Below are 25,043 nucleotides of genomic sequence, written 5' to 3'. Positions count from 1 at the left end.
AATAGGCTTGCTGAAAGAGGCTTGCTGAAATAGGCCTGCTGAAATAGGCCTCCAACAGGTGCGCCTGGATCGATTTGGCGGCATGCCGCCCCAACCCCTTAAGATTCGCTTCATCCTCACCCGCTAGGCTCGAACCCATGCGCATTCTATTGGCCGAAAACGACGTCTCCCTGGGCGGCACGATTCAATCGTGGCTGCAACTTGACGGCTATGCCGTCGATTGGGTGGTGCGTGGCGATCTGGCAGACGCGGCACTGCGCACGCACGATTATCAATGCATCCTCCTCGATCGGGGACTGCCGGGTCTGGACGGCGACGCCCTGCTCACCGCACTGCGTGCGCGGCAGAACACCACGCCGGTGCTGCTGATCACCGCTCGCGACGGCATCAACGATCGCGTGCAGGGTTTGGATTTGGGCGCTGACGACTATCTCGTCAAGCCCTTCGATCTGGAAGAGCTTTCGGCGCGCATCCGCTCGGCCTGCCGCCGGCATCATGGCGGTGCATCGCCCCTGCTGGTGCACGACACGCTGGCGCTCGATCCCGTGGCCAAACGCGTCACGCTGGATGGCGAAGCCGTCATGCTCACGGCACGCGAGTTTGCCGTGTTGCACACGTTGATGCGCCGGCCAGGCAGCATCGTGTCGCGCGAACAACTCGAAGATGCGCTGTATAGCTGGGGCGACGAGGTCGAAAGCAACGCGATCGAGGTTTATATCTACAACCTGCGCAAGAAACTCGGCACCAAGGCCATCGCCACCGTGCGGCGCCAAGGCTACAGGCTGGGCGAATGAGTGCCCTTGCCTCGTGGCGGCAACGCCTCTCACGCGGTCGCGCGGGGCGGGGTTATTCGCTGCGCCGGCGCCTGATTGCCACCACCGTAGGATCTAGCATCGTGTGCGGCTTGATCTGCGTGGCCATCGTGATCGGCATCGCGTGGCACGAAACGAGCGACGCTTTCGACGATGCCCTCGAAGAAGGCGCAAGACTCACCATCTCCTTGGGCGCATCGATGGCGCGCAGCGGCGTCTTGAATGACGATGACGAGCAGGTCGACAACCCGCGCAAGCGCGTGCATCTGTACTACCAACTGATCGACGATGACGGCGATGTGGTGCGCCGCGCGCGCGGTGCCCCAAAGCGCCCCTTTGTGGATAGCGATCGCAAAAGCGACCGGTTCTACAACACCTGGGTGGACGGCAAACTGTGGCGCGTGTATGTGCTGCGGCAAGACAATCCCGATATCTCGGTGCAGATCGGTCAGCACTGGGACGACCGCAATGATCTGCTCTACGAAACGATCGAAGATCTGGCCTGGCCTGCAATCGGCCTGTGGCTGCTGCTGGCGCTGGTGAACTGGATCGCCATCCGGCGTTTGCTCCGGCCACTCGAAACGCTGGCGCAAGGCATTGCAGCCAAGTCGCCCAACGACCTGACGCCGGTGCCGGATACGCATCAGCCGCATGAGTTGCAACCGATGCTGGCGTCGCTGAATCTGGTGTTGGGCCGACTATCGGCCACGCTCGAATCGGAGCGCCGGTTTACGGCAGACGCCGCGCACGAATTGCGCACGCCCTTGGCGGGATTGAGCTCCAAGATTCAATTGATGCAACGGCATTACGGCACATCGGCGCCAGTGGCGCTGCAGGACGATCTATTGCAACTGCGGCAGGATGTGGCGCGCAGCACCGCGCTCGTCGAAAATCTGTTGTTGCTCGCACGGCTCGATCCGCAGGAAGGCACGCCGCTTGAACGTGCGCCGGTGGATCTGGCGGCGTTGATTCGCGAAGCCGTGCAAGCCAGTGCGCCGCCCGCCGCAGCGCGTCGCATCGCGATCAACGTTGCGTGCGATGTGGACAGCGTGCTCGCCAATCGCCAGTTGCTCTACAGCGCGATACGCAATCTCATCGACAATGCCGTGAAGTATGGCGTGGACGACGGCCAGGTGCAGGTGACGGCGCGCGCAATCGGCACTAGCGTTGAGATCCGCGTGTGCGACGATGGACCTGGCGTATCCGACGCCGATCGGGAGCGGCTCACGCTGCGGTTCTTTCGCGTGTTGGGCAGCAACACCACCGGCAGCGGCTTGGGACTTTCGATCGTGGCGCGCATCGCCGCGTTGCATGGCGCCACGTTGTCGTTCCTTCCGGGAGACAACGGCCGCGGATTATGCGTGACGCTGCAGTTGCCGAAATCGGCGTGATGCGCGACCCGATGTGTGGCGAAGGCGCCCAGTCGTCGCACGCGCGCAGCCTATGTGAGCGATAGGTGGTTTGCTTGAATGCGTGATTGGATGCGAATCGATGCGGCATAACGCGACGCGGCACGCATTGAAGAGATGATGCGTTCATACATTCGGATCGCACGCGGCACATCTCGTTTCAAGTCGATTGGGTGTCCTCAGATTCGCTTCATGTTGCGGCGGTTAAATGAAAGCTCCAAACCACCACATACCTCCAACACGAAGGAATCGCCACTATGAAGAAGCACACGATCCACGCCTTTGCCCTGGCCGCCCTGTTGAGCGCCGGCTCCACCGCCGCCTTCGCGCAATACACCGGTCCCAGCTCGATTCCGCAAAGCACCGTGAAGCAATTGCTGGATAGCGGCACGGACGATCAGAAGGCCATCCTGAAAGGCCGCATCGTGTCGCACGATGGCAAGAAGCACTACACGTTCGAAGACAGCACCGGCCGCATGAGCGTCGAGATTTCCGACAAGCGCATGCCCGCCGGCCAAGCCTTCGACGACAAGCGTCAGGTTGAACTGACCGGTGAACTGGACAAGGATCGCAACAAGGTCGAGTTCGACGTCGACAGCGTGCGCTTGCTGTAAACGTGATCAGCCTCGATGCGCCTAACACCGATCGACAGAGACGGTGATGGCGCATCGATCACACCGCAGGAACAGCACATGCGGTTAGCGCACCTCTCGGCTGTCATGAAATTTGGGAAGTGCTTTGCTAGGCGTTGTGCAATCTGTCCGTCAAAAATTTGAAGCGCTGGGCCTTGCCCGGCGCATCCATCGCGACGACGTTCGCGTCCCCCTGCAAACCGTCGTTGCCGTCATTCTGGCGTACGTGGTCAGCCGTTTCGCGCAGATCTCAGATATTTCCTGGGCCGTCTTTTCAGCGTTGTTCGTGGTTCAAGCGAGCTTGGGCGGCACGCTGGGTTCGGCCATGGATCGCGTCTTCGGCGCGCTGGTTGGTGCCCTGCTGGGCAGCGGGCTGGTGTGGCTGATGGTGCAATTCGAGCTGCCGCCTTCGATTCCGCTCGTCGTAGGCGTCGGGGCCATGAGCTTGATCAGCGTCTACCGCCCGGCCTTGTCTTACGGACTTGTCACCGTCACGATCCTGACGGTCACGCCTGAGCTCCAGATGTTTGAAGGCGCACTGGCCAAGGTTTGGGCCATTGCACTGGGTTCGCTCTCGGCGGCACTCGCGGGAGCCGTGGTGCTGCCGGTGTCTTCGCGCAAGCGCGCCAATCAGGATCTCGCCGATACCGTGCTGGCCATGAACGAGTTGCTCGAAGGCTGCACCGAACGGCTGCTGGACTGCGGCAAAGCGCAGGATTTCACGTTGACGCATGGCCGCATCGATCGTGCACTCGAGGATGTGCAAGCCACGATGTGGCAATCCCGCGAGCGTTTCGATTGGCGGCCCAAGAAGCACGCGCCGCGTCATACTCACAACGAGAAAATCAAACGGCTGCGCTATACCATCGCCATCCTGGAACGGCTAGGCTGGGCGCCGTTGCCGCCAAGCGCGTGCGAGGTGCTGGGCGCTCCGCTGCGCGCCATCACGCTAGCCGCCACCACCACCCTTGCGCAGATCGCCGCCTCGTTGGCGGTGGGCCGCGAGATCGAGGCCCCGCACCCGCTCGCCGACGAACTCAAGGCATTGGAGGCCGCATCCGGCGAGATGATTGCCGCCAACGCGGCTCTCTCCATCGCCGAGCGCGATCAAATCGGTGCAATCAACTGGGCGTGGCGCACGATGGATCGGCAGATCTGTCAGTTGGCCGGCGAGACGAAACCCGATTCGGCACAATCGGCCAGCGACTGATCGCCTCCGCGTTGGGTTCACTTAGCGCTCTGACGTTAGCGCGATCGCGGGCCCGATGTACCCGCCCGAAGTACCCGCCCGAAATTCCACCCCGAGATCAGAAAGTCTCACGGCCCGATCATGAAAAACGCCTCATCTTTCGTTATCGAAAATTCCCGTCCTGCGGGTCGCGCCAAGCCAAGATGCGCGCGCAATGTTTGCCCTTCATACGCGGTGCGAAACAGACCGCGTTGCTGAAGAATCGGCACCACACCGCCGACGAAATCCGAGAGTCCATCCGGCAATGAATCGGGCATCAGATTGAAGCCATCTGCTGCGCCCGCCACAAACCACTGCTCGATATCGTCGGCGATCTGTTCGGGTGTGCCCACCACCACACGATGGCCGGTGCCACCGCCCATCTCTCGAATCAGTTGCCGCACGGTGTAGCCATTGCGGCGCGCCAGGGCCACGGTGGCGTTGAAAAACGTATGGTTGCCGTTGCCATTCAGCGGCACCGCGAGATCCTCGGGCAACGGCCGATCGAGATGCAGCCGATCGACATCGATGCCCAAGACGCCGGCAATGCGCTTCAAACTGTAGTCCCACGGAATCAGATCGACCAGATCGTCGCGGCGCTTGCGGGCCTGCGCTTCGGTCGCACCGATGATCGTGGTGAGACCGGGCAGCACGCGGATCGCCTCTTCACCGCGCCCAAACGCCGCTGCCCGTTGTTTGACGTCGCGGCTGTACGCCAACGCTTCTTCGAACGATTGCGACGCAGAAAAGACGGCTTCGGCATGCCGTGCCGCCAGGTTGCGGCCATCGGCCGAGCCGCCTGCCTGCACCAACACGGGATGCCCTTGTGGCGAACGCGGAATGTTCAGCGGCCCCTGCACCGAAAAGAAATCGCCGTCATGCGCAATCGGTTTGACGCGATCGGTATCGACGAAGCGGCCATCGGTTTTGTCGCCCACGAACGCATCGTCGGTCCAGCTATCCCAGAGATCCTTCACGATCTGCGTAAACTCGGCCGCCCTCGCATACCGCTCCGCGTGATCCGGAACGGCGTCGCGTCCGAAGTTGCGCGCCGAGCCCAGATCGGCGGTCGTCACCACATTCCACCCGGCGCGCCCGCCACTGATGTGATCCAGGGTAGAAAATCGCCGCGCGATGTTGAACGGCTCGTTGTAGCTCGTGGAGGCCGTTCCGATCAAACCGATGTGCGTGGTGGCTGCCCCCATTGCCGTGAGCAGCAGCGTGGGTTCAAGCGCGGTGATCGGACGAAAATTGATTTGATCGGCGATCGATGCATTGTCTGCAAGAAACACAGCGTCGAACTTGCCGGCTTCGGCAATTCGCGCGATGTTCACGTAGTGCGCGATGTCGATGAACGCCTTCGGATCGGCGTCCGGCAACCGCCACGCGGAGGGCACGAATCCCGAGTGCAGGATGTTGACGTTCAGATGCAGTTGCCGGGGAGCCACGATGGCGCTCATATGGAAGTCGCTTGAAAAGGCAGGCGTGCGGGTGTGTCGGCCAAGCCGTCGCGATCACCGCGCAAAATAGTCGGGCAAGCGATAACCTTTCCAGGCCGGGTTGGCGTCGAACGCTTTCTGAAACGCCGGCGAGTGATAAGCGGCCACGATGTCCCGCGCGAATGCCTTGTCTTGATTGCCGCGCTTGACCACGACCACGTTCACGTACGGCGGCGTCATGTTTTCGAGCTTCAGCGCCTCGGTCAATGCAAGTCCGGACGAGACCGCGAAGTTGCCCTGGATGGCCGCCAGATCGGCATCGTCGAGCGAACGCGGTGCCTGCGCCGTTTCCAGCGGCACGAGCTTGAGCTTGCGCGGGTTGCTGACCACATCGCGCTCGGATACGGTAACGGGATCCACCCCGGGTTTGAGCGCGAGCCATCCCAGGCCGGCGAGCAGGTTAAGTGCGCGCGTGGCATTGACGGGGTCCGAGGGGATCGTAATGGTGGCGCCATCGGGCACGTCTTCCAGCCGCCGATGACGCTTTGAATATAAGCCCATCGGCGGCGTGGGAACCTGCACGATGGGTTCGAGAGCGAAACCTTGCCGTTCACGCGTGGCTTCCAGATACAGCGAATGCTGGAAGATGTTTGCATCGATATTGCCGCGATCGACGGCCTCGTTGGGTTGCACGCCCTGGCTGAACTCCACGTACTGGATGGTGTAGCCCTTCGCTTCGAGCTGCGGCGCGATGCCCTTCTGAAAAGCATCGCGATACGGACCGGGCATGAAGCCTACTTTTAGATCGGCTGCTTGCACGGCCATCGGCCACGCTGCCGCCAAGACCCACGCGGCGCACGCGCCCCGCACCCATCGCTTCACGCCGCTCGATACCTGCACCATGACCGCACTCCATTCAAATCGCTGAGACGGTTGAGTGTGCGTGCGGCGGGCCGTGCGCACCACTACAAATAAGCAGATTGTTTATGCCGTCAGGTAGGAACGATGCGCCAGAATTGGTCTAACCACTTTAAGCCACGGCCAAAGGATGAGTTTTCCACATCGCGCATCACTGGCACACGGCGCTCGCCAAGATATCCGCGGAGCCTTTATTCATGCGCTTTTGCAAGCACCCAATGCAATCGGCCACCCGAGCGCGCAAACCGATGCTTGGGCTCTAGTGGTAAACCATAATGCCAAAATTGGCGAACCAGATCATAATTTGGTCAGACCACTTTGAACCGCCATGAAACTGCACCTGCTTCCCGAATCCGCCCCGGCGCCTGCTGCGCCCACCGCCGCCACCGAGCGCGCCTATCAGCGCCTGGCCGCCGATATCGTGGGATTGATTCGCAGCGGGGAGTTCAAGGCCGGCAAACGGCTGCCCTCTGAACGCGCCCTTGCCGAGCGCTTCGAAGTCAGCCGCACCTCCGTTCGCGAAGCCATCATCGCGCTCGAACTGCAAGGTGCAGTGGAAGTGCGCGGCGGGTCTGGCATCTACGTGTCGCATCAGCCCGAGCAGGCCATACGCTTGCCCGTTGCGCGTGAGAACAACGCCGGCCCGTTCGAATTGCTGCGTGCCCGCTGCCTGGTCGAATCGGAGATCGCTGCATTGGCCGCGACCACGCGCAAGGATAGCGATCTGGACCGCATCTTCGGTGCGCTCACCACCATGCAAGAGCAGATCACCGACAAGGTCGCGAACGCCGAAGCGGATTGCCAGTTTCACCTGCACATCGCCGCCGCCACCGGCAACACCGTACTGCATCAGACGGTGGCCGCCATGTGGGATCAGGCGCGCGGCCCGATCTGGTCGAAGATCGAACAACATTTTCATACGGACGCCTTGCGTGAAGCCTCGCAGGCCGATCACCGCCGCATTTTTCAAGCCCTGGTGGCAGGCGACGCCGACGCGTCGCGTGCCGCCATGCGCGCCCACCTCGAACGCGTGATGAGCGAGTTCGCACAAGGATGGCGCTAGCACGACGCAGTAAAGGCATCGCATAGACGCACCCCACGCCGGGATCGGTAATCAACGCGGAATATCCCGCGAGCCGATCCACGGCGCGTCATACGGAGGAGACACGATGACGCATCACCACACACCCGCCGGCAATCGGCGGTGCAGGACCCTGCTCGCCCGTACGCTGCTCACGCTGCTGCCGCTGTCGATGGCAAGCGCGATGGCGCAGGAAGCCCCGGCGCCGGGCGTGAGCCCGCGCATCGATGCCATCCGCAAGGCCGGCGAGCTACGCGTGGGTGTCTTGCAAAATGCACCCTGGCTGATCGAAAACACTACCGGCCAAGGCCCCGCATGGAGCGGCCCGGCCTGGTTGCTCGCCAATGAATATGCGCGCCTGTTGAAGGTCAAACTCACCCTGGTTCCCGTCTCGCACGAGACCAAGGTGCCGGTATTGGCCGCCAATCAGGTCGACATGACCATCAGCCCCTTGGGCGAAACGCCGGAACGCTTGAAAGTGGTGGACTTCGTGCTGTATTCGAAGACCAGCGTGTGCATGTTCGGCCGCGCCGATAACGCTAAGTTCGCCAAAGCCGAGTCGGTGGATGCGCTCAACAGCCCCGACGTCACCATCGCCTATTTCACGGGCGGCGCCGAAGAAGGCTGGGTGAAGGAGCGCTTCCCGAAAGCGAAACTGCGCGCGGTCGCGAGCTCCGGTGCCACCGCACCGGTAGAAGAAATCATGGCGCGCCGCGCCGATGCGGCCCCCATCAACCGCGTGCCCTGGGTGGGCTTGCAGCGCAAGGTGAAAGGCCTCGCGGTACTGCCCAATGCCAACAACTGCCAGGACAGCACGGAGAAGGCCTCACCCGTGGGCCTGGCCGTGGATCGCAATCAGCCGGCTTATCTCGAATGGCTGCGCGCGGTGGAAGTGACGCAGCAGCCCAAACTCGATGCCGACGAAAAGCGCGTATTGAGCGAGATGCAGTGATCCGGGTCCTGAGTCACGCACGCCTTACCCCATAGCCCCTACCGCCGTCCCTATCGCGCATCCCGATGCGCAAACCGATGAGCAAACGAGCTGCCGCACACGACAGGCAGCCGACCCCCATTCTGGAGACAACGATGACCCAACGCTTCAATCCGTCACGCCGCGCCGCGCAACTCTGCCTGACCCTGGCCGCCCTCACCGTCAGCCACGCCGCATTGGCGCAAACCCCGCCTGCACCCGGCGTGAGTCCGCGCATCGACGCGATCCGCAAAGCAGGCGTGCTGAAAGTGGGCGTGGTGAACAATCCACCCTGGCTGGCGCAGAACACCACGGGCCAGGGCGAAGCCTGGACCGGCCCATCGTGGACGCTCGGCAAGGAGTTCGCGCGCTTGCTCAACGTGCAGATCCAACCCGTGCCGGTGAGTCACGAAACCAAAGTGCCGGCGTTGATCGCCAACCAGATGGACATCATGATCGGGCCGCTCAATCAAAACGCCGAGCGCGCCAAGATCATCGATTTCGTCACCTTCTCGAATACCAGTGTGTGCATGTTTGGCCGTGCGAACAATCCCAAATTCACCAACGTGAAGAACGTCGAAGAGTTCAACTCGCCCGACTTCACGCTCGCCTATTTTTCCGGTGCCGGCGAAGAGCCGCTGATGCAACTGCAGTTTCCGAAGGCCAAGCTGCGCGCCGTCACCAACTCGGGATCGGTCGCCCCGATCGAAGAAGTGCTGGCGGGCCGTTCGGACGCCGCACCGCTCAACCGCATGCTGTGGCCCAACATCGAAAAGAAGGTGAAGGGACTCGCCGCCTTCCCGAAAGAGAACAACTGCCAGGACAGCAAGATCTTCCAGATCGATGCCGGCATGGGTGTGGCCAAGAATCAACCGGAGTACCTGGCCTGGTTGCGTGAAGTCGAGAAGCGCATGCATCCCGAACTCGCCGAAGAAGAGCGCCGCATGACGGCCACGCTCAAGTAAACCGCCACTCCCGCGGCCCCCTCTTTCTGGCAGAAAACACTCATGTTGAATTGCGAAATCCACGGCGCACAGGACCTGCGCGCCGGAGAATGCGATGTAGCGCCGGTCGGCCCCACGCAAGTGCGGGTCGCCGTCAAGGCGGTCGGCATTTGCGGCTCCGACCTGCACTACTACCGTCATGGCCGTGTGGGCGACTTCGTGATTCGCGAGCCGCTCACGCCCGGACATGAAGCGTCTGGGCAGGTGCTTGAAGTGGGGGCCGCGGTGAGCACTATCAAACCCGGCGATCGCGTGGCGATTAATCCCTCGCGCGTGTGCGGCGTGTGCAAATACTGCCGCATGGGTGCATCGAACCATTGCGAGAACGTGTTCTTCTTCGGCAGCGCCAGCCGCTTCCCGCATATGCAGGGCGCGATGCGCGAGCAGGTGGTGGTCGAAGACTATCAATGCCTGCCGGTGCCCGATGCGCTGTCGTTTGAAATCGCCTCGTTCGGCGAGCCGCTGGCGGTGTCGTTGCATGCGGTGCAGGAAGCCGGATCGTTGCTGGGTCAAACGGTAATGGTGGTGGGTGCCGGACCGATCGGCGCCCTGATCTTGATGGCCGCCAAACTGGCCGGTGCGAGCCGTTTGATTGCGGTCGACATCGTCGATCAAACCCTCGAGGCGTGTGCACGGGTAGGCGCCACGCAAACGATCAACGTGGCGCGCGACCCGGAAGCGCTCGAAGCGCTCACGGCCGGCAAAGGCCAGGTGGATGTGTGCTTCGAGGCGTCAGGCAACTACGTGGGCCTGGCCAACTGCATTCGCGCCACGCGAGCACGCGGCACCATCGTTCAAGTGGGCACGCTCAGCGGCAATAGCGATGGCTGCCCCTTCAACCAGATCATGGTGAAGAGCCTGAGCATGGTGGGCAGTTTCCGCTTCATGGATGAATACGCGTGGGCGATCGACTATCTGAGCCGTAGGCTTCTGGATGTGTCGCCATTGCTCACGGCCAGCGTGCCGGCGGCTCAAGCGCGTGACGCCTTCGAACTGGCGGGCGACCGCACCAAAGCCATGAAAGTCGTCGTTACCTTCTAAGCTGGAGATCCGCATGGATTTCGATTTTTCTCCCATCGTCGACAACTGGCGGTTTTTCGCCAGCGGTCTCGGCGTGACGATCGCCCTCAGTGCGATCAGCGCGCTGACCAGCATCCTGGTGGGCCTGTTCATCACGCTGGTGCGGCTCTACGGCCCGCCGATCTTCAAGCCCTTCATCGTGTTCTACATCGACACGATGCGCTCGATCCCGATTCTGGTCGTGCTTGTGTGGATCTACTTCGCCTTCCCGATTCTGGCCGGCGTGACGTTCCCGCCGTTCTGGGCGGCCTTGGTGGCGCTCACGCTGCACATTGCCGCCTATGCCGCCGAAGTGGTGCGTGCCGGTATCGAATCCGTGCGCCCCGGCCAGACGCGCGCCGGCCTGGCATTGGGGATGTCGCGCGCGCAGATCCTGCGCAAGATCATTCTGCCGCAAGCCACCATCCGCATGCTGCCGGCGTTCGGGTCGGTACTCACCATCGCCATCAAGGATACGGCCATCGCCACCGTGATCGCCGTGCCGGAACTGATGCACCGTGCCGAAACGGTTGCCGGGCAAAGCTATCGGCCAATCGAAGTGTTTACCTGCGTGATGATCGCCTACTTCTGCATTCTCTTCCCGGTCACCCGAGGTGTGGACCGGCTGTACCAACGACTCGCACACCTGGGCCGCTCATGAACCTCGACTGGAACATCATCTGGACGCATCGCGACGCCTTGTTTCACGGCGCGTTGATGACCGTCATGCTCACCGTGGTCACGATGCTGCTTGCCGTTCCGGGCGGCATGGTGCTCGCGCTGATGCGGCTATCGAACAGCAAAGTGCTCTCCGGCATCTCCCTGTGCTTCGTTGAGTTCTTTCGCAACCTGCCGCTCATCCTCATCATCTATTGGGCGTTTTATGTGATGCCCATGGCGCTGGACGTGCAGTTCTCGGCGTTGACCACAGCCTTGGTCGCCCTGGTGCTCAATATCTCGGCCTACAACGCCGAAACGTTCCGCGCCGGTATCAACTCCATCCGCAAAGGCCAGATGGAGGCGGCGCTCGCCATGGGGATGTCGCATCGGCAAGCCATGTTCAAGGTCGTCATCCCGCAAGCGGCCCGGCGCATTTTGCCGGTGTTCGCCAGCACCTGGATTTCGCTCTTCAAGGATACGTCGCTGGTGTCGGTGATCGCCGTCAGCGAACTGGCCTACACCTCGATGCAGATTCGCGCGCAAAGCTATCGCGTGCTGGAAATGCTGACCGCCATGGCGGTGATCTATTGGCTGATGGGTTACCCCCAGGCCAAGCTCGTCGACTGGATACACCGCAAATACGGAGTGAAAGAATGAACGTCACCATCAGCCCCATCGGCGCGCCGGGCGCGGCCACCGGCACCGCCCCCACCGCTTTCACACGCAAAGGCGCCGGCGACAAGCCCGTGCTGGTCTACGAGAACGTACGCAAGACGTACGGCGACTTCGTGGCGCTCAACGGCGTGTCGCTGCAAGTGAACAAAGGCGAAGTGATGTGCCTGATCGGCCCGTCCGGGTCGGGCAAGTCCACGCTCTTGCGGTGCACGAACGCCCTCGAAACGCTGAACGGTGGCCAGGTCTACCTGGACGGCGTGCCGTTGCCCACGCGGGAGTCCGAAGTGCGTCGCGTGCGCCAACGCATGGGCATGGTGTTTCAGAGCTTCGAACTCTTCCCGCACAAGTCCGCGCTCGACAACGTGGCGATGGGGCCGATCACCGTGCTGGGCATGAAGGAAGACGAGGCGCGCACCCGTGCCCGCGCCCTGCTCGACAAGGTGGGACTCTCGAGCAAGGCCGACAACTTTCCGGCCAACCTCTCTGGCGGCCAGCAACAGCGCGTGGCCATTGCGCGAGCGCTGGCGATGGAACCCGACGTGATGCTGTTCGACGAACCCACCTCGGCACTCGATCCCGAAACCGTGGGTGAAGTGCTCAACGTGATGAAGAAGCTCGCGCAGGAAGGCATGACGATGATTGTGGTCACGCACGAAATGAGCTTCGCGCGCCGCGTGGCCAACTGGGTGGTGGTGTTCGAGAACGGCGCCATCATGGAAGAAGGCCCGCCCGAGCAGATTTTCGATCATCCCACGGTGGCGCGCACGCGCGACTTTCTCAGCCATCTCGGTTGGGACGGCTGAGCCGCCGCCACGCTGCTATGTACCCGCGCGCCGCGGCGTCACCGCATCACCGTGACCCTGTAAACGCGCCACCGCCCCCTTCCTTTTCCCGCTCCGCGTTCCGTCTCTGGAAACCTCGATGAAAATCACCAACGCCCGCGTCATCGTTTGCTCGCCCGGCCGCAACTTCGTCACCCTCAAAATCGAAACCGACGAGGGACTCACCGGCATCGGCGATGCCACGCTCAACGGCCGCGAATTGTCGGTGGCCTCTTATCTCACCGATCACATCATTCCTTGCCTGATCGGGCGCGATGCCCACCAGATCGAAGACATCTGGCAGTACCTGTACAAGGGTGCCTACTGGCGTCGCGGCCCAGTCACGATGACCGCCATCGCGGCCGTCGATACGGCCCTGTGGGATCTGAAGGCCAAGGCCGCCGGCCTGCCGCTCTATCAAGTGCTGGGCGGCAAAAGCCGCACCGGCGTGATGGTGTACGGCCATGCCAACGGCACCGATATCGAACACACAGTGGACGAGGTGCTGCGTTACGCCGACATGGGCTACAAGGCCATCCGCGCGCAGAGCGGCGTGCCGGGCCTGGACAAGGTGTATGGCGTGGGCCGCGGCAATCTGTTCTACGAACCTGCCGACGCCGACCTGCCCAGCGAGCACGACTGGTCGACCGAGAAGTACCTGCGGCACACGCCGAAGCTCTTCGAGCGCCTTCGCGAAAAGCTGGGTTTCGACCATCATCTGCTGCACGATGTGCACCATCGCTTGACGCCGATCGAGGCCAGTCGCCTGGGCAAGTCGCTCGAAGAACATCAACTCTTCTGGATGGAAGATGCCACGCCTGCCGAAAACCAGGAGTCTTTCCGCCTGATCCGCCAGCACACTACCACCCCCCTGGCCGTGGGCGAGATCTTCAACTCGATCTGGGATTGCAAGGAACTCATCGAGAACCAGCTGATCGACTACATCCGCGCCACGGTTGTGCATGCCGGCGGCATCACGCATCTGCGCCGCATCGCCGATCTCGCTTCGATGTATCAGGTGCGCACGGGGTGCCACGGTGCCACCGATCTTTCTCCCGCCTGCATGGGCGCGGCGCTGCATTTCGACCTGTGGGTGCCGAACTTCGGCATTCAGGAATATATGCGGCACACCGAAGAAACCGATGCCGTCTTCCCGCATGCCTACACGTTCGACAAGGGGATGCTCTATCCGGGCGATGCACCCGGCCATGGTGTGGATATCGACGAGAAGCTCGCTGCCAAGTATCCCTACAAACGCGCCTACCTGCCCGTCAATCGCCAGCAGCATGACGGCACGCTCTGGAACTGGTAATGGACCGATTGCATCCCGATACGTTGGCGCGAGCGCTGCCCGCCGTTGACCGCCCCCGGTACGATCGCGATGCCTTGCGTATCGGCATCGTTCACCTGGGGCTTGGTGCCTTCGCGCGTGCGCACCTGGCGCCGGTGAACGAGGCCGCGATGGTGCAGGCAAGCGATTGGCGCTGGGGCATCTGCGGCGTGTCGCTGCGCCAGCCCGATACCCGCGATGCGCTGGCCCCCCAGGATGGCTTGTACACGCTGGCGATCCGGGATGCCGATGCAGCGGGCGCCAAGCGCGAGCAGCTATCGATTATCGGCGCGCTGCGCGAGACGCTAGTGGCACCCGACGATCCCACGCGGGTTCTGGCGCGCATCGCGGCGCCGGATACGCGCATCGTCAGTCTCACCGTGACGGAGAAAGGCTACTGCCACCATCCGGCGACCGGAGCGCTCAATGCCGATCATCCGGATATCGTGCATGACCTTTTGCATCCCGAGTCACCCCGCAGCATCGTAGGCTTCATCGTGTATGGGTTGCAGCGTCGCCATGCCGCGAAGTCGCCGCCGCTGACCCTCATGTCGCTCGACAATCTACCGTCCAACGGCAAGCTCCTGCGCGGGCTGGTGCTCGATCTCGCGGGGCGTGTCGACCCCGGCCTGCAGGAATGGATCGGCACCACCTGCACCTTTCCTTGTTCGATGGTGGATCGGATCGTGCCGCGCACGACCGACGCCGATCGCGAATCGATTTCGCGCGCGATCGGTCTCGTCGACGCGTGGCCGGTATTGGGCGAACCCTTCCTCGATTGGGTCATCGAAGACGACTTTGCCGCGGGCCGGCCGGATTGGTCAGCCGCTGGCGCGCGCTTCGTGACCGACGCCACACCCTACGAAGTATTGAAGTTGCGGATGGTGAACGGCACCCACTCCGCACTGGCTTATCTTTCCGTACTGGCAGGCTGGCGCACGGTGGACCAAGCGATTGCGCAACCTGCCATGCGCCGCTATATCGGCACGTTGATGCGTGACGAAATCGCGCCCACACTGCCTGCGCTGGAAGGCCTGGATCTCGCGCAGTATGCCGAGCGGCTGCTCGCCCGATTTGCCAATCCCGCGCTTCAACATCAAACCGGTCAGATTGCGATGGACGGCTCGCAGAAGCTGCCGCAGCGGCTGCTCGGCACCATTCGCGAACGCTTGCGCGACGGGCTGCCGATCGACGGATTGGCGCTCGCCGTGGCAGCGTGGTTGGTGTATCTGCAAGGAAGGGATGAGGCCCACCAGGCATACCCGATTTCAGACCCGCTTGCCGACGCACTGAGCATCGAGGTGGCTGCTGCGGTTGCGGCTCGCGATGCCACCGAAGATCCGCTGCTCCAAGACACCCGCTATGTTGCACGTTTGACGGGCTATCGACCGGTGTTTGGCGACTTGAGCGGCAACGATCGCTTTGTGAACGCGGTTGCGGTGCAGGTAAAACAGTTGCGCACGAGAGGCGTCGCGGCCACACTAGAGGCACTGGGAACCGCGCGGGCCGATTGACCACGTCGCCCATGTAAACGTGAAATGGATTCAATTGCGTGAATTCAATTTTATATCACGTTGTGATATATTTATGGCTCATCATCACTTGTCATGGATCGACGCGTGAACGCCTCTTCGCTGCCTCCGCTTCGCAAAACCGACTACGAAGCGTTGTCCGATTTTCGGCATCAGCTTCGAAAATTCGAGCGCTTCTCAGAGAACGCGGCACAGGCCGAAGGCATTACCCCACTGCAGTACGTCACGTTGCTGCATATCAAAGGCATGCGCGAGCGGCCTTGGGCCAGTATCGGTGAATTAGCCGATCGCCTGCAAGCCCACTCGCACGGCGTCGTGGCGCTTGTGTCGCGATGCGAAGCGGCCGGGCTGGTCGAGCGGCGGCAAAACGCCGAAGACCGCAGACTCGTCGAAGTGCACCTGCTTGAAAAGGGCGAAGCCGTCCTGGCCCGGCTTGCGGCACTGCATCGCGAAGAACTCAAGATGCTCGGCGGCGTTATCCATCGGTCGATCCAGCCTTACTAGGAACGTTCATGCGCCACGCAAACGCCAGAGGCGATTTTGCGGCCACGTCACGCCTGTTACGCACTGCGGCCCTCGCCGTAGTGGTCGGGCTGTTGAGTACCGCCGCCGCTTACGCCCTCATTCACCTCATCCGGTTCTTCACCCAGCTGTTCTTCTTCCAGACGCTGTCGTTCGCCGAACGGTCGCCGGCCGAGAACACCCTCGGCCTGTGGATCATCGTCGTGCCGGTCATCGGCGGATTGATCATCGGCCTCATGGCACGTTACGGCAGCGAAAAGATCCGCGGCCACGGGATCCCAGAAGCGATCGAAGCCATCCTGTTCGGCAAAAGCAAAATCTCGCCCAAGGTGGCCGTGCTCAAGCCGGTGTCTTCCGCCATCGGCATTGGCAGCGGCGGTCCGTTCGGTGCCGAAGGCCCCATCATCATGACGGGCGGCGCACTTGGATCGTTGCTCGCTCAGTTCTTTCACCTCTCGGGTGGCGAGCGCAAAACGCTGCTGGTGGCAGGTGCAGCCGCCGGCATGACCGCCATCTTCGGCACACCGGTGGCCGCGTTGCTGCTGGCGGTTGAATTGCTGCTCTTCGAACTGCGCCCCCGCAGTTTGCTGCCTGTTGCGCTGGCCTGCGCCGTCGCCGGCTTCGCGCGCCCACTCTTGCTGGAAAGCGGTCCGCTCTTTCCGCTGGAAACGGCAGCACTCGGCCCGCTCGGTCTGTTTTCCTGCGTGGCAGCCGGCATCGTGACCGGGGCGTTGTGCTGGGCCTTGTCGACCTCGCTCTACAAGGTCGAAGACCTGTTCGGCAAGCTACCCATCCACTGGATGTGGTGGCCCGCACTGGGCGGCCTTGCCATCGGCATCGGAGGCTACTTCGAGCCGCGTGCGCTGGGTGTCGGTTACGACGTCATCGCCGACCTGCTGGCCAATCATCTGGCGGCCGGCATCGTGATCGGCCTCATCCTGGTGAAGGCGGCGATCTGGGTGATTTCGCTGGGCTCGGGCACCTCAGGCGGCGTGCTTGCCCCCTTGCTCATGATGGGCGCGGCCGTCGGCGCGGTCGTTGCGCCCTACATGCCGGGCGGCGCGCCTGCCGTATGGCCGCTGGTGTTCATGGCGGCCACGCTGGGCGGCATGATGCGCGCACCCATCATGGCCGTGGTGTTTGCGTTCGAACTCACGCACGACGTCAATGCGCTGTTGCCGTTGCTGATGACCTGCGCGGTGTCATACGGCTTTACCGTGCTGGTGATGAAGCGGTCGATTCTGACCGAGAAGATCGCCCGCCGCGGGTATCACATCTTTCGCGAATACGGCATCGATCCGCTCGAACGCCATGCGGTCGGTGAGGTGATGACGCGCGAGGTCGAAACGATCGACGCCGGTGCCGCGATCGCCGATGTACTGACCGCACAGTTCGGGCCGACCCAGCAGCATCGCGCCTACCCGGTTGTCGAAAACGGCGAACTGCTCGGCATGCTGGATCGGGAAACGCTGGTATCGGCCGGCGGGCGCCACGCGCAGGCCCGCGTTGGAGACTTGTTTGGCGTGAACACGCCAGTGATGGCGACCGCCCACGAAACCTGCCGCACGGTAGCAGGCCGGCTGGCCGTGCATGCAGTGGAGCGCCTGCCGGTGGTCGAAGACGCACAGACGCGCAAGCTGGTGGGGATCATCAGCCGCAGCGATCTCGTCAAACCTGCGCTCTCCCAATTCGATGACGAGGAGCGCCGGGAAGCGTTCCGGCGCACGCCGCTAGGCGTCTGGCGCGACCGCCGCACGCGGGCCTGAATTTCGCGTGGCGCATGGCGGCGCGCGGAACGCCGCGCACACCCAAGCCTCAGCAGCAGCCGATCCGCCCCTTGCCGCCATATCGCGCATCCTGCCGATTGCGGAAGAACTCCGCATACGACATGGCGGGCAAATCGGGGTGGTTGAGCTTCATGTGCGCCAGGTAGCCATCGTAGTCAGGAACGCCCACCATGAGTCGCAGCGTCTGCCCCAGATAGCGGCCGGCGCGGCCGACCGAGTTGCCTGCATTCGCCAGATTCAACAACATGGTGTGCTCCCTTTCAGTTGCGCCGGGCGGGGCAGCACGTGCTCCCACCCGCGGCGTACCGCGACCGCCATCAATGGCTGCTCGCGACCGCATTCGGCGGCAACGTCTCGAACGGCGTTTCCTTTACCGTCGGTCGGCTCTCGCGACGCGCTTGCAAAATCGTGCGCGCGCCGAAGAACACAATGCTCACCACTACCGCCATGAAGATCGCGCACAAGCCGGCGTTCACATAATCGTTGAACACCACGCGGCTCATCTGATCGAGGCTCTTGGCCGGTGCCAACACGCGCCCTTCCGCGATCGCGGCCTGGTAGTTTTTGGCGTGCGTGAGGAAGCTCACGCGCGGATCGCTATGGAACAGCTTCTGCCAACCTGCGGTAAGCGTGCACACCAGCAACCACAACGTGGGTGCGATCGTGACCCACGCATAGCGATCCTTCTTCATCTTGAAGAGCACAACGGTGCCCAGCGTGAGCGCGATGGCGGCCAACATCTGATTGGCGATACCGAACAGCGGCCACAAGGTGTTGATGCCGCCCAGCGGATCGACCACCCCTTGATAGAGGAAGTAGCCCCAGGCCGCCACGCACAGTGCGGTGGCGATCAGGTTGGCGGGCAGTGAATCGGTGCGGCGCAGCGCGGGTGCGAACGTGCCCAGCAGATCCTGCAGCATGAAGCGGCCCGCGCGCGTACCGGCGTCAACAGCCGTCAGAATGAACAGCGCTTCGAACAGAATGGCAAAGTGATACCAGAACGCCATCATGCCTTCGCCACCGATCACCTGATGCAGGATGTAGGCCATGCCTACTGCCAGGGTGGGTGCGCCGCCGGCTCTGGAGATGATGGTGCTCTCGCCCACGTCCTTCGCCGTTTGCACCAGCTGATCCGGCGTGATCGCAAAGCCCCAGCTCGACACCACTTGCGCGACTTGCTCGGGCGTCGTGCCGATCACCGCCGCCGGACTGTTCATCGCGTAGTAAATGCCGGGCTCGATCACGCAGGCGGCCACCAGGGCCATCACCGCCACGAACGACTCCATCAGCATGCCGCCGTAACCGATATAGCGGGCCTGGGTTTCGTTTTCGATCAACTTCGGCGTCGTGCCCGAAGCGATCAACGCATGAAAGCCCGACACCGCGCCACATGCAATGGTGATGAAGAGGAAGGGGAACAAATTGCCCGACCAGACAGGGCCGGTGCCGTCGACAAAACGGGTCACGGCCGGCATCTTCAATTCGGGCGCCACGAAAACGATGCCCAGTGCCAGGCCGATGATGGTGCCGATCTTCAGGAACGTCGACAGGTAATCACGCGGCGCGAGCAGCAGCCACACCGGCAACACGGCAGCAATGAAACCGTAGATGATCAGGATCCAGGTCAGCCCGCGGCCGTCGAAATCGAAATAAGGCGCGAGCGTCGCACTGGCGGCCACGTTCTGGCCGAAGATGATCGCCGCCATCAAGCCCACGAAGCCGATCACAGAGACCTCAAGAATCTTTCCCGGACGGATATAGCGCAGGTACACGCCCATGAACAACGCGATGGGAATCGTCGCGGCCACGGTAAACGTGCCCCACGGCGAATGCGTCAGCGCCTTCACCACGATCAACGCCAGCACGGCCAGAATGATCACCATGATCATGAAGGCGCCAAAGAGCGCGATCACGCCCGGGATCACGCCGAGTTCGGCTTTGATCAGGTCGCCCAGCGACCGGCCGTCGCGGCGTGTGGACACGAATAGCACGATGAAATCCTGCACGGCGCCGGCGAAAACCACGCCCGCGAGAATCCACAAGAGCCCCGGCAGATAACCCATCTGCGCGGCAAGCACGGGCCCCACCAAAGGCCCCGCACCGGCGATGGCCGCGAAGTGATGACCGAACAGCACGTTCTTGTTGGTTGGCACGTAATCCAGACCATCGTTGTGCTTCCATGCCGGCGTCATGCGCGTGGCATCCAGCCCCAACACCTTGTTCGCGATGAACCGGCTGTAGTAGCGGTAGGCAATCAAATACACACATACCGCCGCCACGACGATCCATAGCGCATTGATCGTCTCGCCGCGCGACAAGGCCACCGTGCCGAGCGCGAACGCCCCTACGACAGCCAGGCCGGCCCAGCCCAGATGACGGACGAATCCGTTTTGACTTGCTTGCATTACCGCTCCTCGCACTTTTTATCTTGGTCCCGGGCAGACGCGCAGGACGCGGTAGTATTTGGTTTGTCCTGCACGCGAACAAGCGCAGGATCACGTAAATCGCCTGCGTAAAACTACGTAGTGCAACGCAACAGATTCTGCGTGCGCCGATGACGAACACACGCCACCTTTATTCGTTTCACCTGCTGCACCCATGCGCTCGACGCGTGCTGCACCGCAAAATCCGGAACCGTTGTCGTCGATGAAACTTCGACTGAAAATTCTGCTGCTGGCTGTTGTTCCGTTGCTGATCGCCATGGCGGCGCTCTCGTTCGCGGTGTATCAACAGGGCCTCTCGCTCGTCCAGCAAGAGAAGCAGGTGGTGTCGTCGGCGTGGCTGCAGAGCAAGGAAGCCGAGCTGCGTCACTACGTCAAACTCGGCTACAGCGCCATCAAACCGCTGCTGACCGATACCGACGTAAATGGCGCTCAGCAGCAGGCACTCGATCTGCTCGGGCAAATGGAATTCGACCGCGACGGCTATTTCTTCGTCTATGACCTGAACGGGCGCAATCTGATGCACCCGCGCCAGCCCGATCTGGTGGGCAAGGATCTCAGCGGTCTGCGCGATGAGCATGGCGACCTGGTGGTGCAGCGCCTGCTGGCCGCAGCCCGCGCCGCCGGCACGGAAGGTCAAGTCATCCATTACCTGTGGCAGAAGCCGTCCGCACAGCGCGAAACCGAAAAGCTCGGCTATGTGATGGTGGTGCCCGAATGGAACTGGATGCTGGGCACTGGCATCTATAACGACGACATCGAAGCCGCCCTGAACGACATCGACGTCGCGGCCCAGCAGAACATCCGCGGCATGCTGGCCTGGGTGGCGGGCATAGCCGCGATCAGCACACTACTGGTTGCGGGCAGCGGCCTGGCACTGAACATCAGCGATCACCGTCAGTCGGATGCGAAGCTGCGCCTGCTGGCCCGGCAAGTGGTGCAGTCGCAAGAAGACGAGCGGGCGCGGCTCTCGCGCGAGCTCCACGATGGCATCAGCCAGCATTTGGTGTCGACCAAGCTGGTGCTCGAAGCGGCGCACGAACGGTTGCTGCGGCAGTCGCCCCGCCACGACTCGGCCGCACCACCACCGGGCCGGCCGCCCGTGGAAGACCTGCTGGCAAACGCGCTCGAACGCCTGCATGCCACCGTGGGCGAGGTGCGGCGCATCTCGCACAACCTGCGGCCGTCGCTGCTCGATGACCTGGGGCTACCGACCGCGCTGGCGCAACTGGCCCGGGAAATCACGGCGGCATCCGGCAGCGCCGGCTCACCCCTGCATTCGGACGTGCACGTGCATGGCGAGGTGACGCCCTTGCCCGAATCGCACAACACCGCCCTCTTCCGTATCGCGCAGGAGGCGCTGACGAATGTGATTCGCCACGCCCGCGCGGCGCGCATCGATATGACGCTCACGTATGCCGCCGATCATGTGCGGCTCGACATCCAGGACGATGGCTGCGGCTTCGACTACGCCGACGTGCAACGCGATCCCGATCGCGGCATCGGTTTGCGCAACATGCGCGAACGCGTCGCGCCCCTGGGCGGGCGCATGACGTTGCACACCGGCCTGCGCGGCACCGCCCTGTCCGCGAGCTTGCCCACGTCGGGTGCCGCCCCCGCATGACCCAAATCCATCCATCGACGCCATGACGCCAAGCAACGCTGCCCCCTCAACCAAGCCCCCCACCGCATCACAATCAGCGTCAAACGCGACGCCTCACATCACGCCCACGCGCCTGATGCTGGTCGACGACCATCCGCTCGTACGCGACGGGTTGCGATTGCGGCTGGAGGTCGTCTCGCATATCGAGGTGATGGGCGAAGCCGATGACGGCGAAACCGCCGTTGCCCTGCTCGAGCAGCTCGATGCCGACCCGCACGCGCACCTGCCCGATTTGATCCTGATGGATCTGAACATGCGCAAGATGAGCGGTCTGGCCTTGGCGACCCTGCTGCACGAACGCTGGCCGCAGATTGCCGTGCTGGTCCTGTCGATGCATGACAACGTCGAATACATGATGCAGGCCATGCGGGCCGGGGTACGCGGTTATCTGTTGAAAGACGAACCCGCGCAGGAAATTCTCGTCGCGATCGACCAGGTCATGGCGGGACGCAATCATCTCAGCCCCACGGTGGCCATGAAGCTGGCCCAGGCCAGTTTGCCCACCACGCTGCTCAGTCCGCGCGAGCGGGAAATCCTGCGGCATGTGGCCGCCGGCAGTGCGAACAAGCAAATCGCGCAGACGCTCAATCTATCGGTACGGACGATCGAGACGCACCGGCAGAACATCAAACGCAAGCTCGGCATCGACGGCCAAGCCGAATTCGTGAAGTATGCCGTCGAACATCGGGGCGTCTAGTACTGCGGGTAGATACGTATAGGAGGCGCGCGTCCTTTAGGGTTGAATCCAACTGGCATTCGGACACACCGGATCGATAACAAGATTGGAGACTTTCATGACCCCCACGAACGTGTACGGTGCCGGTTTGCGCACCGTTCTGGCTGTCGCATTGATGGCCATCGGCAGCAGCAGCCTGGCCGCCGACTATCCCGATAAGCCGATCCGGCTGCTCGTGCCCTTCGCGGCCGGCGGCACGACCGATATCGTGGCGCGCGTTGTGGCCAACGGCCTGGGCAAAGAGCTGGGCCAGACCGTCGTGGTCGAAAACCGCGGCGGCGGTGGCGGCTTGATCGGCGCCGAAGCCCTCGCACGCTCGCCTGCCGACGGCTATACCTTGGGTATCGCCACGGTCAGCACCATGGCCACCGTGCCTGCCACCAATCCGAAAACGTCTTACGACCCGATCAAGGATTTCACGCCCATCGTCAACCTGGTCAACGTGCCCAACGTGATGACGATCAATCCGGCGGTTCCGGCCAAGGACATGAAAGAGTTCATCGCCTTGCTGAAAGCCAACCCGGGCAAGTACAGCTATGCCTCGTCGGGCACCGGCGGCATCTCGCATCTGGATGGCGAATTGTTCAAGTCGATCACCAAGACCGACATGGTGCACGTGCCCTACCGCGGATCGGGTCCGGCATTGAACGACACGCTGGCCGGTCAGGTCAACGCGCAGTTCGACAACCTGCCGTCTTCGCTGCCGCACATCAAGGCAGGCAAGCTGCGCGCGCTGGCCGTGGCGTCGCCCAAACGGGTGGACGGTCTGCCGGATGTGCCCACGTTTGCGGAAGTCGGCCTGGCGGACGTGAACAATGTGGCGTGGTATGGCATCGTGGCCCCGGCCAATACACCGCCCGCCGTGGTCAAACGCATCCATGACGCGACCGTTGCCGCGCTGAAGAACCCGGAGGTCAGCGCACGCCTGGTCGACGGCGGCTCCATTGTGGACGGCAATACGCCCGAACAATTTTCCGCTCAGATCAAAAAAGAACTCGCCTTGCGCCAGCGCATTGCGAAAGAGCAAAACATCAAACTCGTAGAATAGGCATGATGTGATCGCAGCAGCCGCACAACGCGGCCTTTGCGACGCGGCGGCGTGGCTTAAAACGTATCGGTTCGCTACCGAGCGGCGCCGCGCTTGCCGAATTTGCTTAGTTTTTCCTGCCTTGTTGGGCAAATCGCTGATTTTTGCCTTGCAACGCCAAAAAATAGCCGGGGATGGTTGGTTCAAAGCAACTGCTATCCCCCGCTCGCCCCGGTTGACCATTAAACTCCGGGCTGACTTAAATAAAAGTAGCTGATATGGGTTTCGAACAACTTGCCCCCCTCAAAGAGGCGTTTGCCAAGCAAGCGCTGGAAAAGGCCAAGGAGCAACCGCGCTCCGCCAAGCCTGCTCAAGATCAAACGAAGGGGCAACCTCGCAGCGCCAAACCGGCGCACGATCCGGCCAAATCGCGTCCCCGTGGGCCCAAGCCCGGCCATACCGGCAACGGCAGCAACGGTGGCAATGGCGCCAACCCGAATGCTTCCGCCCCCGCGCACGCCGGCAAACGCCCGCCTCGCCCCCAACGCCCGGCGCAACCGCCCGCCGATCCGGTGGTGCTGGCAATCGCGCGTCTGCAACGTCACTTCCCGGCCGCCTTCCCCAAGAAGCCTGCCCCCAAGTTGCCGTTGAAGCTGGGTATCCATGCCGATCTGCTGCAAGAGCAAAAGAAGCTGCAACTTGACGAAAGCGAGATCACGCAAGCCATCGCAACGTGGTGCCAAGGCGCCCGTTACTGGGCGTGCATGACTGAAAACGCGGCGCGCGTCGACCTCACCGGCGCCCCCAGCGGCGTGGTGACGGCGCCCGAAGCGAATCGCGCCCGCCATCAGGCGCGCCGCCAACGCACGACGGCGAAGAAAGCTGAAAAAGCCGCGAACGCCGTGCCGGCTGAAGGTGATGCCGCCGCACCGGCGCTGGATCCGCAAGCCGCGCAAAGCGATGCGGCCGCGCAAGCGACTGCACCCGTGCAGGCTGTGAATGCACCCGACGTCGCTCAAGTGGCCGATGCGACAGCAAACGCCGAGACGACAGTGCCGGCAGTTGCTGCCGAATCGCAGTCCGCAAAATCGCAGGTCGCAGAATCGCACGCCGAGGCAGCGCCCGCCGATGTGATGGCGCCTGCGGAAGCGACGGCGGATTCGACCGACGCGCCTAAGCAAGCGTCTTAATCGATTCTGCCCTGCCGCGCGTGGCGCAGCAGGCAATCGGCCGTCGATCAACACCCAGCGACATGTAAAACGCGCCGCCTCGAGTCTGTCTCGATGCGGCACGTTTC

The 25,043-nt window shown here is 62.6% G+C and carries 23 protein-coding genes; 19 read left to right on the top strand and 4 right to left on the bottom strand.

Annotated elements, in window-relative coordinates:
* Window positions 1–137 precede the first annotated feature (137 nt).
* The 4 genes from EYW45_RS19810 (at window position 138) to EYW45_RS19795 (ending at window position 4,063) form a co-directional block, all read left to right on the top strand.
* Window positions 138–794 carry a response regulator gene (locus EYW45_RS19810; RefSeq protein ID WP_161137198.1) on the top strand — a complete coding sequence of 219 codons (657 nt, stop codon included), beginning with the start codon at window positions 138–140 and terminating at the stop codon, window positions 792–794.
* Complete coding sequence (locus EYW45_RS19805; RefSeq protein ID WP_161137197.1) at window positions 791–2,203, top strand: sensor histidine kinase; 1,413 nt, start codon at window positions 791–793, stop codon at window positions 2,201–2,203. The genes EYW45_RS19810 and EYW45_RS19805 overlap by 4 nt, the downstream gene beginning before the upstream one ends.
* Window positions 2,204–2,478: 275 nt before the next feature.
* Window positions 2,479–2,835: a YgiW/YdeI family stress tolerance OB fold protein gene (locus EYW45_RS19800; protein ID WP_161137196.1), complete on the top strand. Its 357-nt coding sequence runs from the start codon at window positions 2,479–2,481 to the stop codon at window positions 2,833–2,835.
* A gap of 136 nt (window positions 2,836–2,971) precedes the next feature.
* Entirely contained in the window at window positions 2,972–4,063 is a 1,092-nt protein-coding gene (locus tag EYW45_RS19795) for an FUSC family protein (RefSeq protein WP_161137195.1), read from the top strand.
* A gap of 107 nt (window positions 4,064–4,170) precedes the next feature.
* Here EYW45_RS19795 and EYW45_RS19790 read toward each other — a convergent pair whose 3' ends face one another.
* A complete protein-coding gene (locus tag EYW45_RS19790) occupies window positions 4,171–5,541 on the bottom strand; it encodes an LLM class flavin-dependent oxidoreductase (protein WP_161137194.1) in 1,371 nt (456 codons plus the stop codon).
* 54 nt (window positions 5,542–5,595) lie between these two features.
* A complete protein-coding gene (locus EYW45_RS19785) occupies window positions 5,596–6,423 on the bottom strand; it encodes a MetQ/NlpA family ABC transporter substrate-binding protein (protein WP_161137193.1) in 828 nt (275 codons plus the stop codon).
* A 343-nt stretch (window positions 6,424–6,766) separates the two neighbouring features.
* On the opposite strand from EYW45_RS19785, the gene EYW45_RS19780 reads away from it, so the two are divergent.
* From EYW45_RS19780 to EYW45_RS19730, 11 genes are all read left to right on the top strand, one after another.
* Complete coding sequence (locus EYW45_RS19780; RefSeq protein ID WP_161137192.1) at window positions 6,767–7,501, top strand: FadR/GntR family transcriptional regulator; 735 nt, start codon at window positions 6,767–6,769, stop codon at window positions 7,499–7,501.
* 190 nt (window positions 7,502–7,691) lie between these two features.
* Window positions 7,692–8,471, top strand: coding sequence for a substrate-binding periplasmic protein (locus tag EYW45_RS19775; RefSeq protein WP_235939206.1), 780 nt, complete (start codon window positions 7,692–7,694; stop codon window positions 8,469–8,471).
* A 134-nt stretch (window positions 8,472–8,605) separates the two neighbouring features.
* On the top strand, window positions 8,606–9,454 hold the full coding sequence (locus tag EYW45_RS19770; protein ID WP_161137190.1) for a substrate-binding periplasmic protein: 849 nt from the start codon (window positions 8,606–8,608) through the stop codon (window positions 9,452–9,454).
* Window positions 9,455–9,496: 42 nt separating this feature from the next.
* On the top strand, window positions 9,497–10,534 hold the full coding sequence (locus tag EYW45_RS19765; protein WP_161137189.1) for an L-idonate 5-dehydrogenase: 1,038 nt from the start codon (window positions 9,497–9,499) through the stop codon (window positions 10,532–10,534).
* Between the two features lie 13 nt (window positions 10,535–10,547).
* Window positions 10,548–11,213 (top strand): amino acid ABC transporter permease, encoded by a 666-nt coding sequence (locus EYW45_RS19760; protein WP_161137188.1) that lies wholly within the window; start codon window positions 10,548–10,550, stop codon window positions 11,211–11,213.
* The gene (locus tag EYW45_RS19755) at window positions 11,210–11,869 is read left to right on the top strand and encodes an amino acid ABC transporter permease (protein WP_161137187.1); all 660 of its coding nucleotides are present in this window, start codon (window positions 11,210–11,212) and stop codon (window positions 11,867–11,869) included. Before EYW45_RS19760 ends, EYW45_RS19755 begins: the two co-directional genes overlap by 4 nt.
* Before the next feature lie 89 nt (window positions 11,870–11,958).
* Complete coding sequence (locus tag EYW45_RS19750) at window positions 11,959–12,690, top strand: amino acid ABC transporter ATP-binding protein (RefSeq protein ID WP_161137980.1); 732 nt, start codon at window positions 11,959–11,961, stop codon at window positions 12,688–12,690.
* Window positions 12,691–12,808: 118 nt separating this feature from the next.
* Window positions 12,809–14,020 carry a D-mannonate dehydratase ManD gene (gene manD, locus EYW45_RS19745; RefSeq protein WP_161137186.1) on the top strand — a complete coding sequence of 404 codons (1,212 nt, stop codon included), beginning with the start codon at window positions 12,809–12,811 and terminating at the stop codon, window positions 14,018–14,020.
* Window positions 14,020–15,552 carry a mannitol dehydrogenase family protein gene (locus EYW45_RS19740; RefSeq protein WP_161137185.1) on the top strand — a complete coding sequence of 511 codons (1,533 nt, stop codon included), beginning with the start codon at window positions 14,020–14,022 and terminating at the stop codon, window positions 15,550–15,552. The genes manD and EYW45_RS19740 overlap by 1 nt, the downstream gene beginning before the upstream one ends.
* 105 nt (window positions 15,553–15,657) lie before the next feature.
* Window positions 15,658–16,074 carry a MarR family winged helix-turn-helix transcriptional regulator gene (locus EYW45_RS19735; protein ID WP_328703662.1) on the top strand — a complete coding sequence of 139 codons (417 nt, stop codon included), beginning with the start codon at window positions 15,658–15,660 and terminating at the stop codon, window positions 16,072–16,074.
* Window positions 16,075–16,082: 8 nt separating this feature from the next.
* Window positions 16,083–17,858 (top strand): chloride channel protein, encoded by a 1,776-nt coding sequence (locus EYW45_RS19730; protein WP_161137183.1) that lies wholly within the window; start codon window positions 16,083–16,085, stop codon window positions 17,856–17,858.
* A gap of 49 nt (window positions 17,859–17,907) precedes the next feature.
* On the opposite strand, the gene EYW45_RS19725 is transcribed toward EYW45_RS19730, so the two are convergent.
* Entirely contained in the window at window positions 17,908–18,126 is a 219-nt protein-coding gene (locus EYW45_RS19725; RefSeq protein ID WP_161137182.1) for a YbdD/YjiX family protein, read from the bottom strand.
* A gap of 70 nt (window positions 18,127–18,196) precedes the next feature.
* On the bottom strand, window positions 18,197–20,284 hold the full coding sequence (locus EYW45_RS19720; RefSeq protein WP_161137181.1) for a carbon starvation CstA family protein: 2,088 nt from the start codon (window positions 20,282–20,284) through the stop codon (window positions 18,197–18,199).
* 241 nt (window positions 20,285–20,525) lie between these two features.
* Here EYW45_RS19720 and EYW45_RS19715 point away from each other — a divergent pair, with 241 nt between their 5' ends.
* The 4 genes from EYW45_RS19715 (at window position 20,526) to EYW45_RS19700 (ending at window position 24,936) form a co-directional block, all read left to right on the top strand.
* Complete coding sequence (locus EYW45_RS19715; protein ID WP_161137180.1) at window positions 20,526–21,944, top strand: cache domain-containing protein; 1,419 nt, start codon at window positions 20,526–20,528, stop codon at window positions 21,942–21,944.
* Between the two features lie 115 nt (window positions 21,945–22,059).
* Window positions 22,060–22,680, top strand: coding sequence for a response regulator (locus tag EYW45_RS19710; protein WP_235939161.1), 621 nt, complete (start codon window positions 22,060–22,062; stop codon window positions 22,678–22,680).
* 97 nt (window positions 22,681–22,777) lie between these two features.
* Window positions 22,778–23,767 (top strand): Bug family tripartite tricarboxylate transporter substrate binding protein, encoded by a 990-nt coding sequence (locus EYW45_RS19705; protein ID WP_161137178.1) that lies wholly within the window; start codon window positions 22,778–22,780, stop codon window positions 23,765–23,767.
* Window positions 23,768–24,024: 257 nt separating this feature from the next.
* Window positions 24,025–24,936: a ProQ/FinO family protein gene (locus EYW45_RS19700; protein ID WP_161137177.1), complete on the top strand. Its 912-nt coding sequence runs from the start codon at window positions 24,025–24,027 to the stop codon at window positions 24,934–24,936.
* Window positions 24,937–25,043 lie beyond the last annotated feature (107 nt).

Source organism: Schauerella aestuarii (assembly GCF_009866805.1).
GTDB lineage: Bacteria > Pseudomonadota > Gammaproteobacteria > Burkholderiales > Burkholderiaceae_B > Schauerella > Schauerella aestuarii.
The sequence above is the reverse complement of the archived record's forward strand: the minus strand, read 5'-3'. Positions and strand labels throughout refer to the sequence as shown.

What these genes read in the sequence shown, in the direction of transcription:
- EYW45_RS19810 (WP_161137198.1), top strand. Translation starts at nt 138, where the DNA reads ATGCGCATTCTATTGGCCGAAAACGACGTCTCCCTGGGCGGCACGATT.
- EYW45_RS19805 (WP_161137197.1), top strand. Translation starts at nt 791, where the DNA reads ATGAGTGCCCTTGCCTCGTGGCGGCAACGCCTCTCACGCGGTCGCGCG.
- EYW45_RS19800 (WP_161137196.1), top strand. Translation starts at nt 2,479, where the DNA reads ATGAAGAAGCACACGATCCACGCCTTTGCCCTGGCCGCCCTGTTGAGC.
- EYW45_RS19790 (WP_161137194.1), bottom strand. Translation starts at nt 5,541, where the DNA reads ATGAGCGCCATCGTGGCTCCCCGGCAACTGCATCTGAACGTCAACATC.
- EYW45_RS19785 (WP_161137193.1), bottom strand. Translation starts at nt 6,423, where the DNA reads ATGGTGCAGGTATCGAGCGGCGTGAAGCGATGGGTGCGGGGCGCGTGC.
- EYW45_RS19780 (WP_161137192.1), top strand. Translation starts at nt 6,767, where the DNA reads ATGAAACTGCACCTGCTTCCCGAATCCGCCCCGGCGCCTGCTGCGCCC.
- EYW45_RS19775 (WP_235939206.1), top strand. Translation starts at nt 7,692, where the DNA reads ATGGCAAGCGCGATGGCGCAGGAAGCCCCGGCGCCGGGCGTGAGCCCG.
- EYW45_RS19770 (WP_161137190.1), top strand. Translation starts at nt 8,606, where the DNA reads ATGACCCAACGCTTCAATCCGTCACGCCGCGCCGCGCAACTCTGCCTG.
- EYW45_RS19765 (WP_161137189.1), top strand. Translation starts at nt 9,497, where the DNA reads ATGTTGAATTGCGAAATCCACGGCGCACAGGACCTGCGCGCCGGAGAA.
- EYW45_RS19760 (WP_161137188.1), top strand. Translation starts at nt 10,548, where the DNA reads ATGGATTTCGATTTTTCTCCCATCGTCGACAACTGGCGGTTTTTCGCC.
- EYW45_RS19755 (WP_161137187.1), top strand. Translation starts at nt 11,210, where the DNA reads ATGAACCTCGACTGGAACATCATCTGGACGCATCGCGACGCCTTGTTT.
- manD (WP_161137186.1), top strand. Translation starts at nt 12,809, where the DNA reads ATGAAAATCACCAACGCCCGCGTCATCGTTTGCTCGCCCGGCCGCAAC.
- EYW45_RS19740 (WP_161137185.1), top strand. Translation starts at nt 14,020, where the DNA reads ATGGACCGATTGCATCCCGATACGTTGGCGCGAGCGCTGCCCGCCGTT.
- EYW45_RS19730 (WP_161137183.1), top strand. Translation starts at nt 16,083, where the DNA reads ATGCGCCACGCAAACGCCAGAGGCGATTTTGCGGCCACGTCACGCCTG.
- EYW45_RS19725 (WP_161137182.1), bottom strand. Translation starts at nt 18,126, where the DNA reads ATGTTGTTGAATCTGGCGAATGCAGGCAACTCGGTCGGCCGCGCCGGC.
- EYW45_RS19720 (WP_161137181.1), bottom strand. Translation starts at nt 20,284, where the DNA reads ATGCAAGCAAGTCAAAACGGATTCGTCCGTCATCTGGGCTGGGCCGGC.
- EYW45_RS19715 (WP_161137180.1), top strand. Translation starts at nt 20,526, where the DNA reads ATGAAACTTCGACTGAAAATTCTGCTGCTGGCTGTTGTTCCGTTGCTG.
- EYW45_RS19710 (WP_235939161.1), top strand. Translation starts at nt 22,060, where the DNA reads ATGCTGGTCGACGACCATCCGCTCGTACGCGACGGGTTGCGATTGCGG.
- EYW45_RS19705 (WP_161137178.1), top strand. Translation starts at nt 22,778, where the DNA reads ATGACCCCCACGAACGTGTACGGTGCCGGTTTGCGCACCGTTCTGGCT.
- EYW45_RS19700 (WP_161137177.1), top strand. Translation starts at nt 24,025, where the DNA reads ATGGGTTTCGAACAACTTGCCCCCCTCAAAGAGGCGTTTGCCAAGCAA.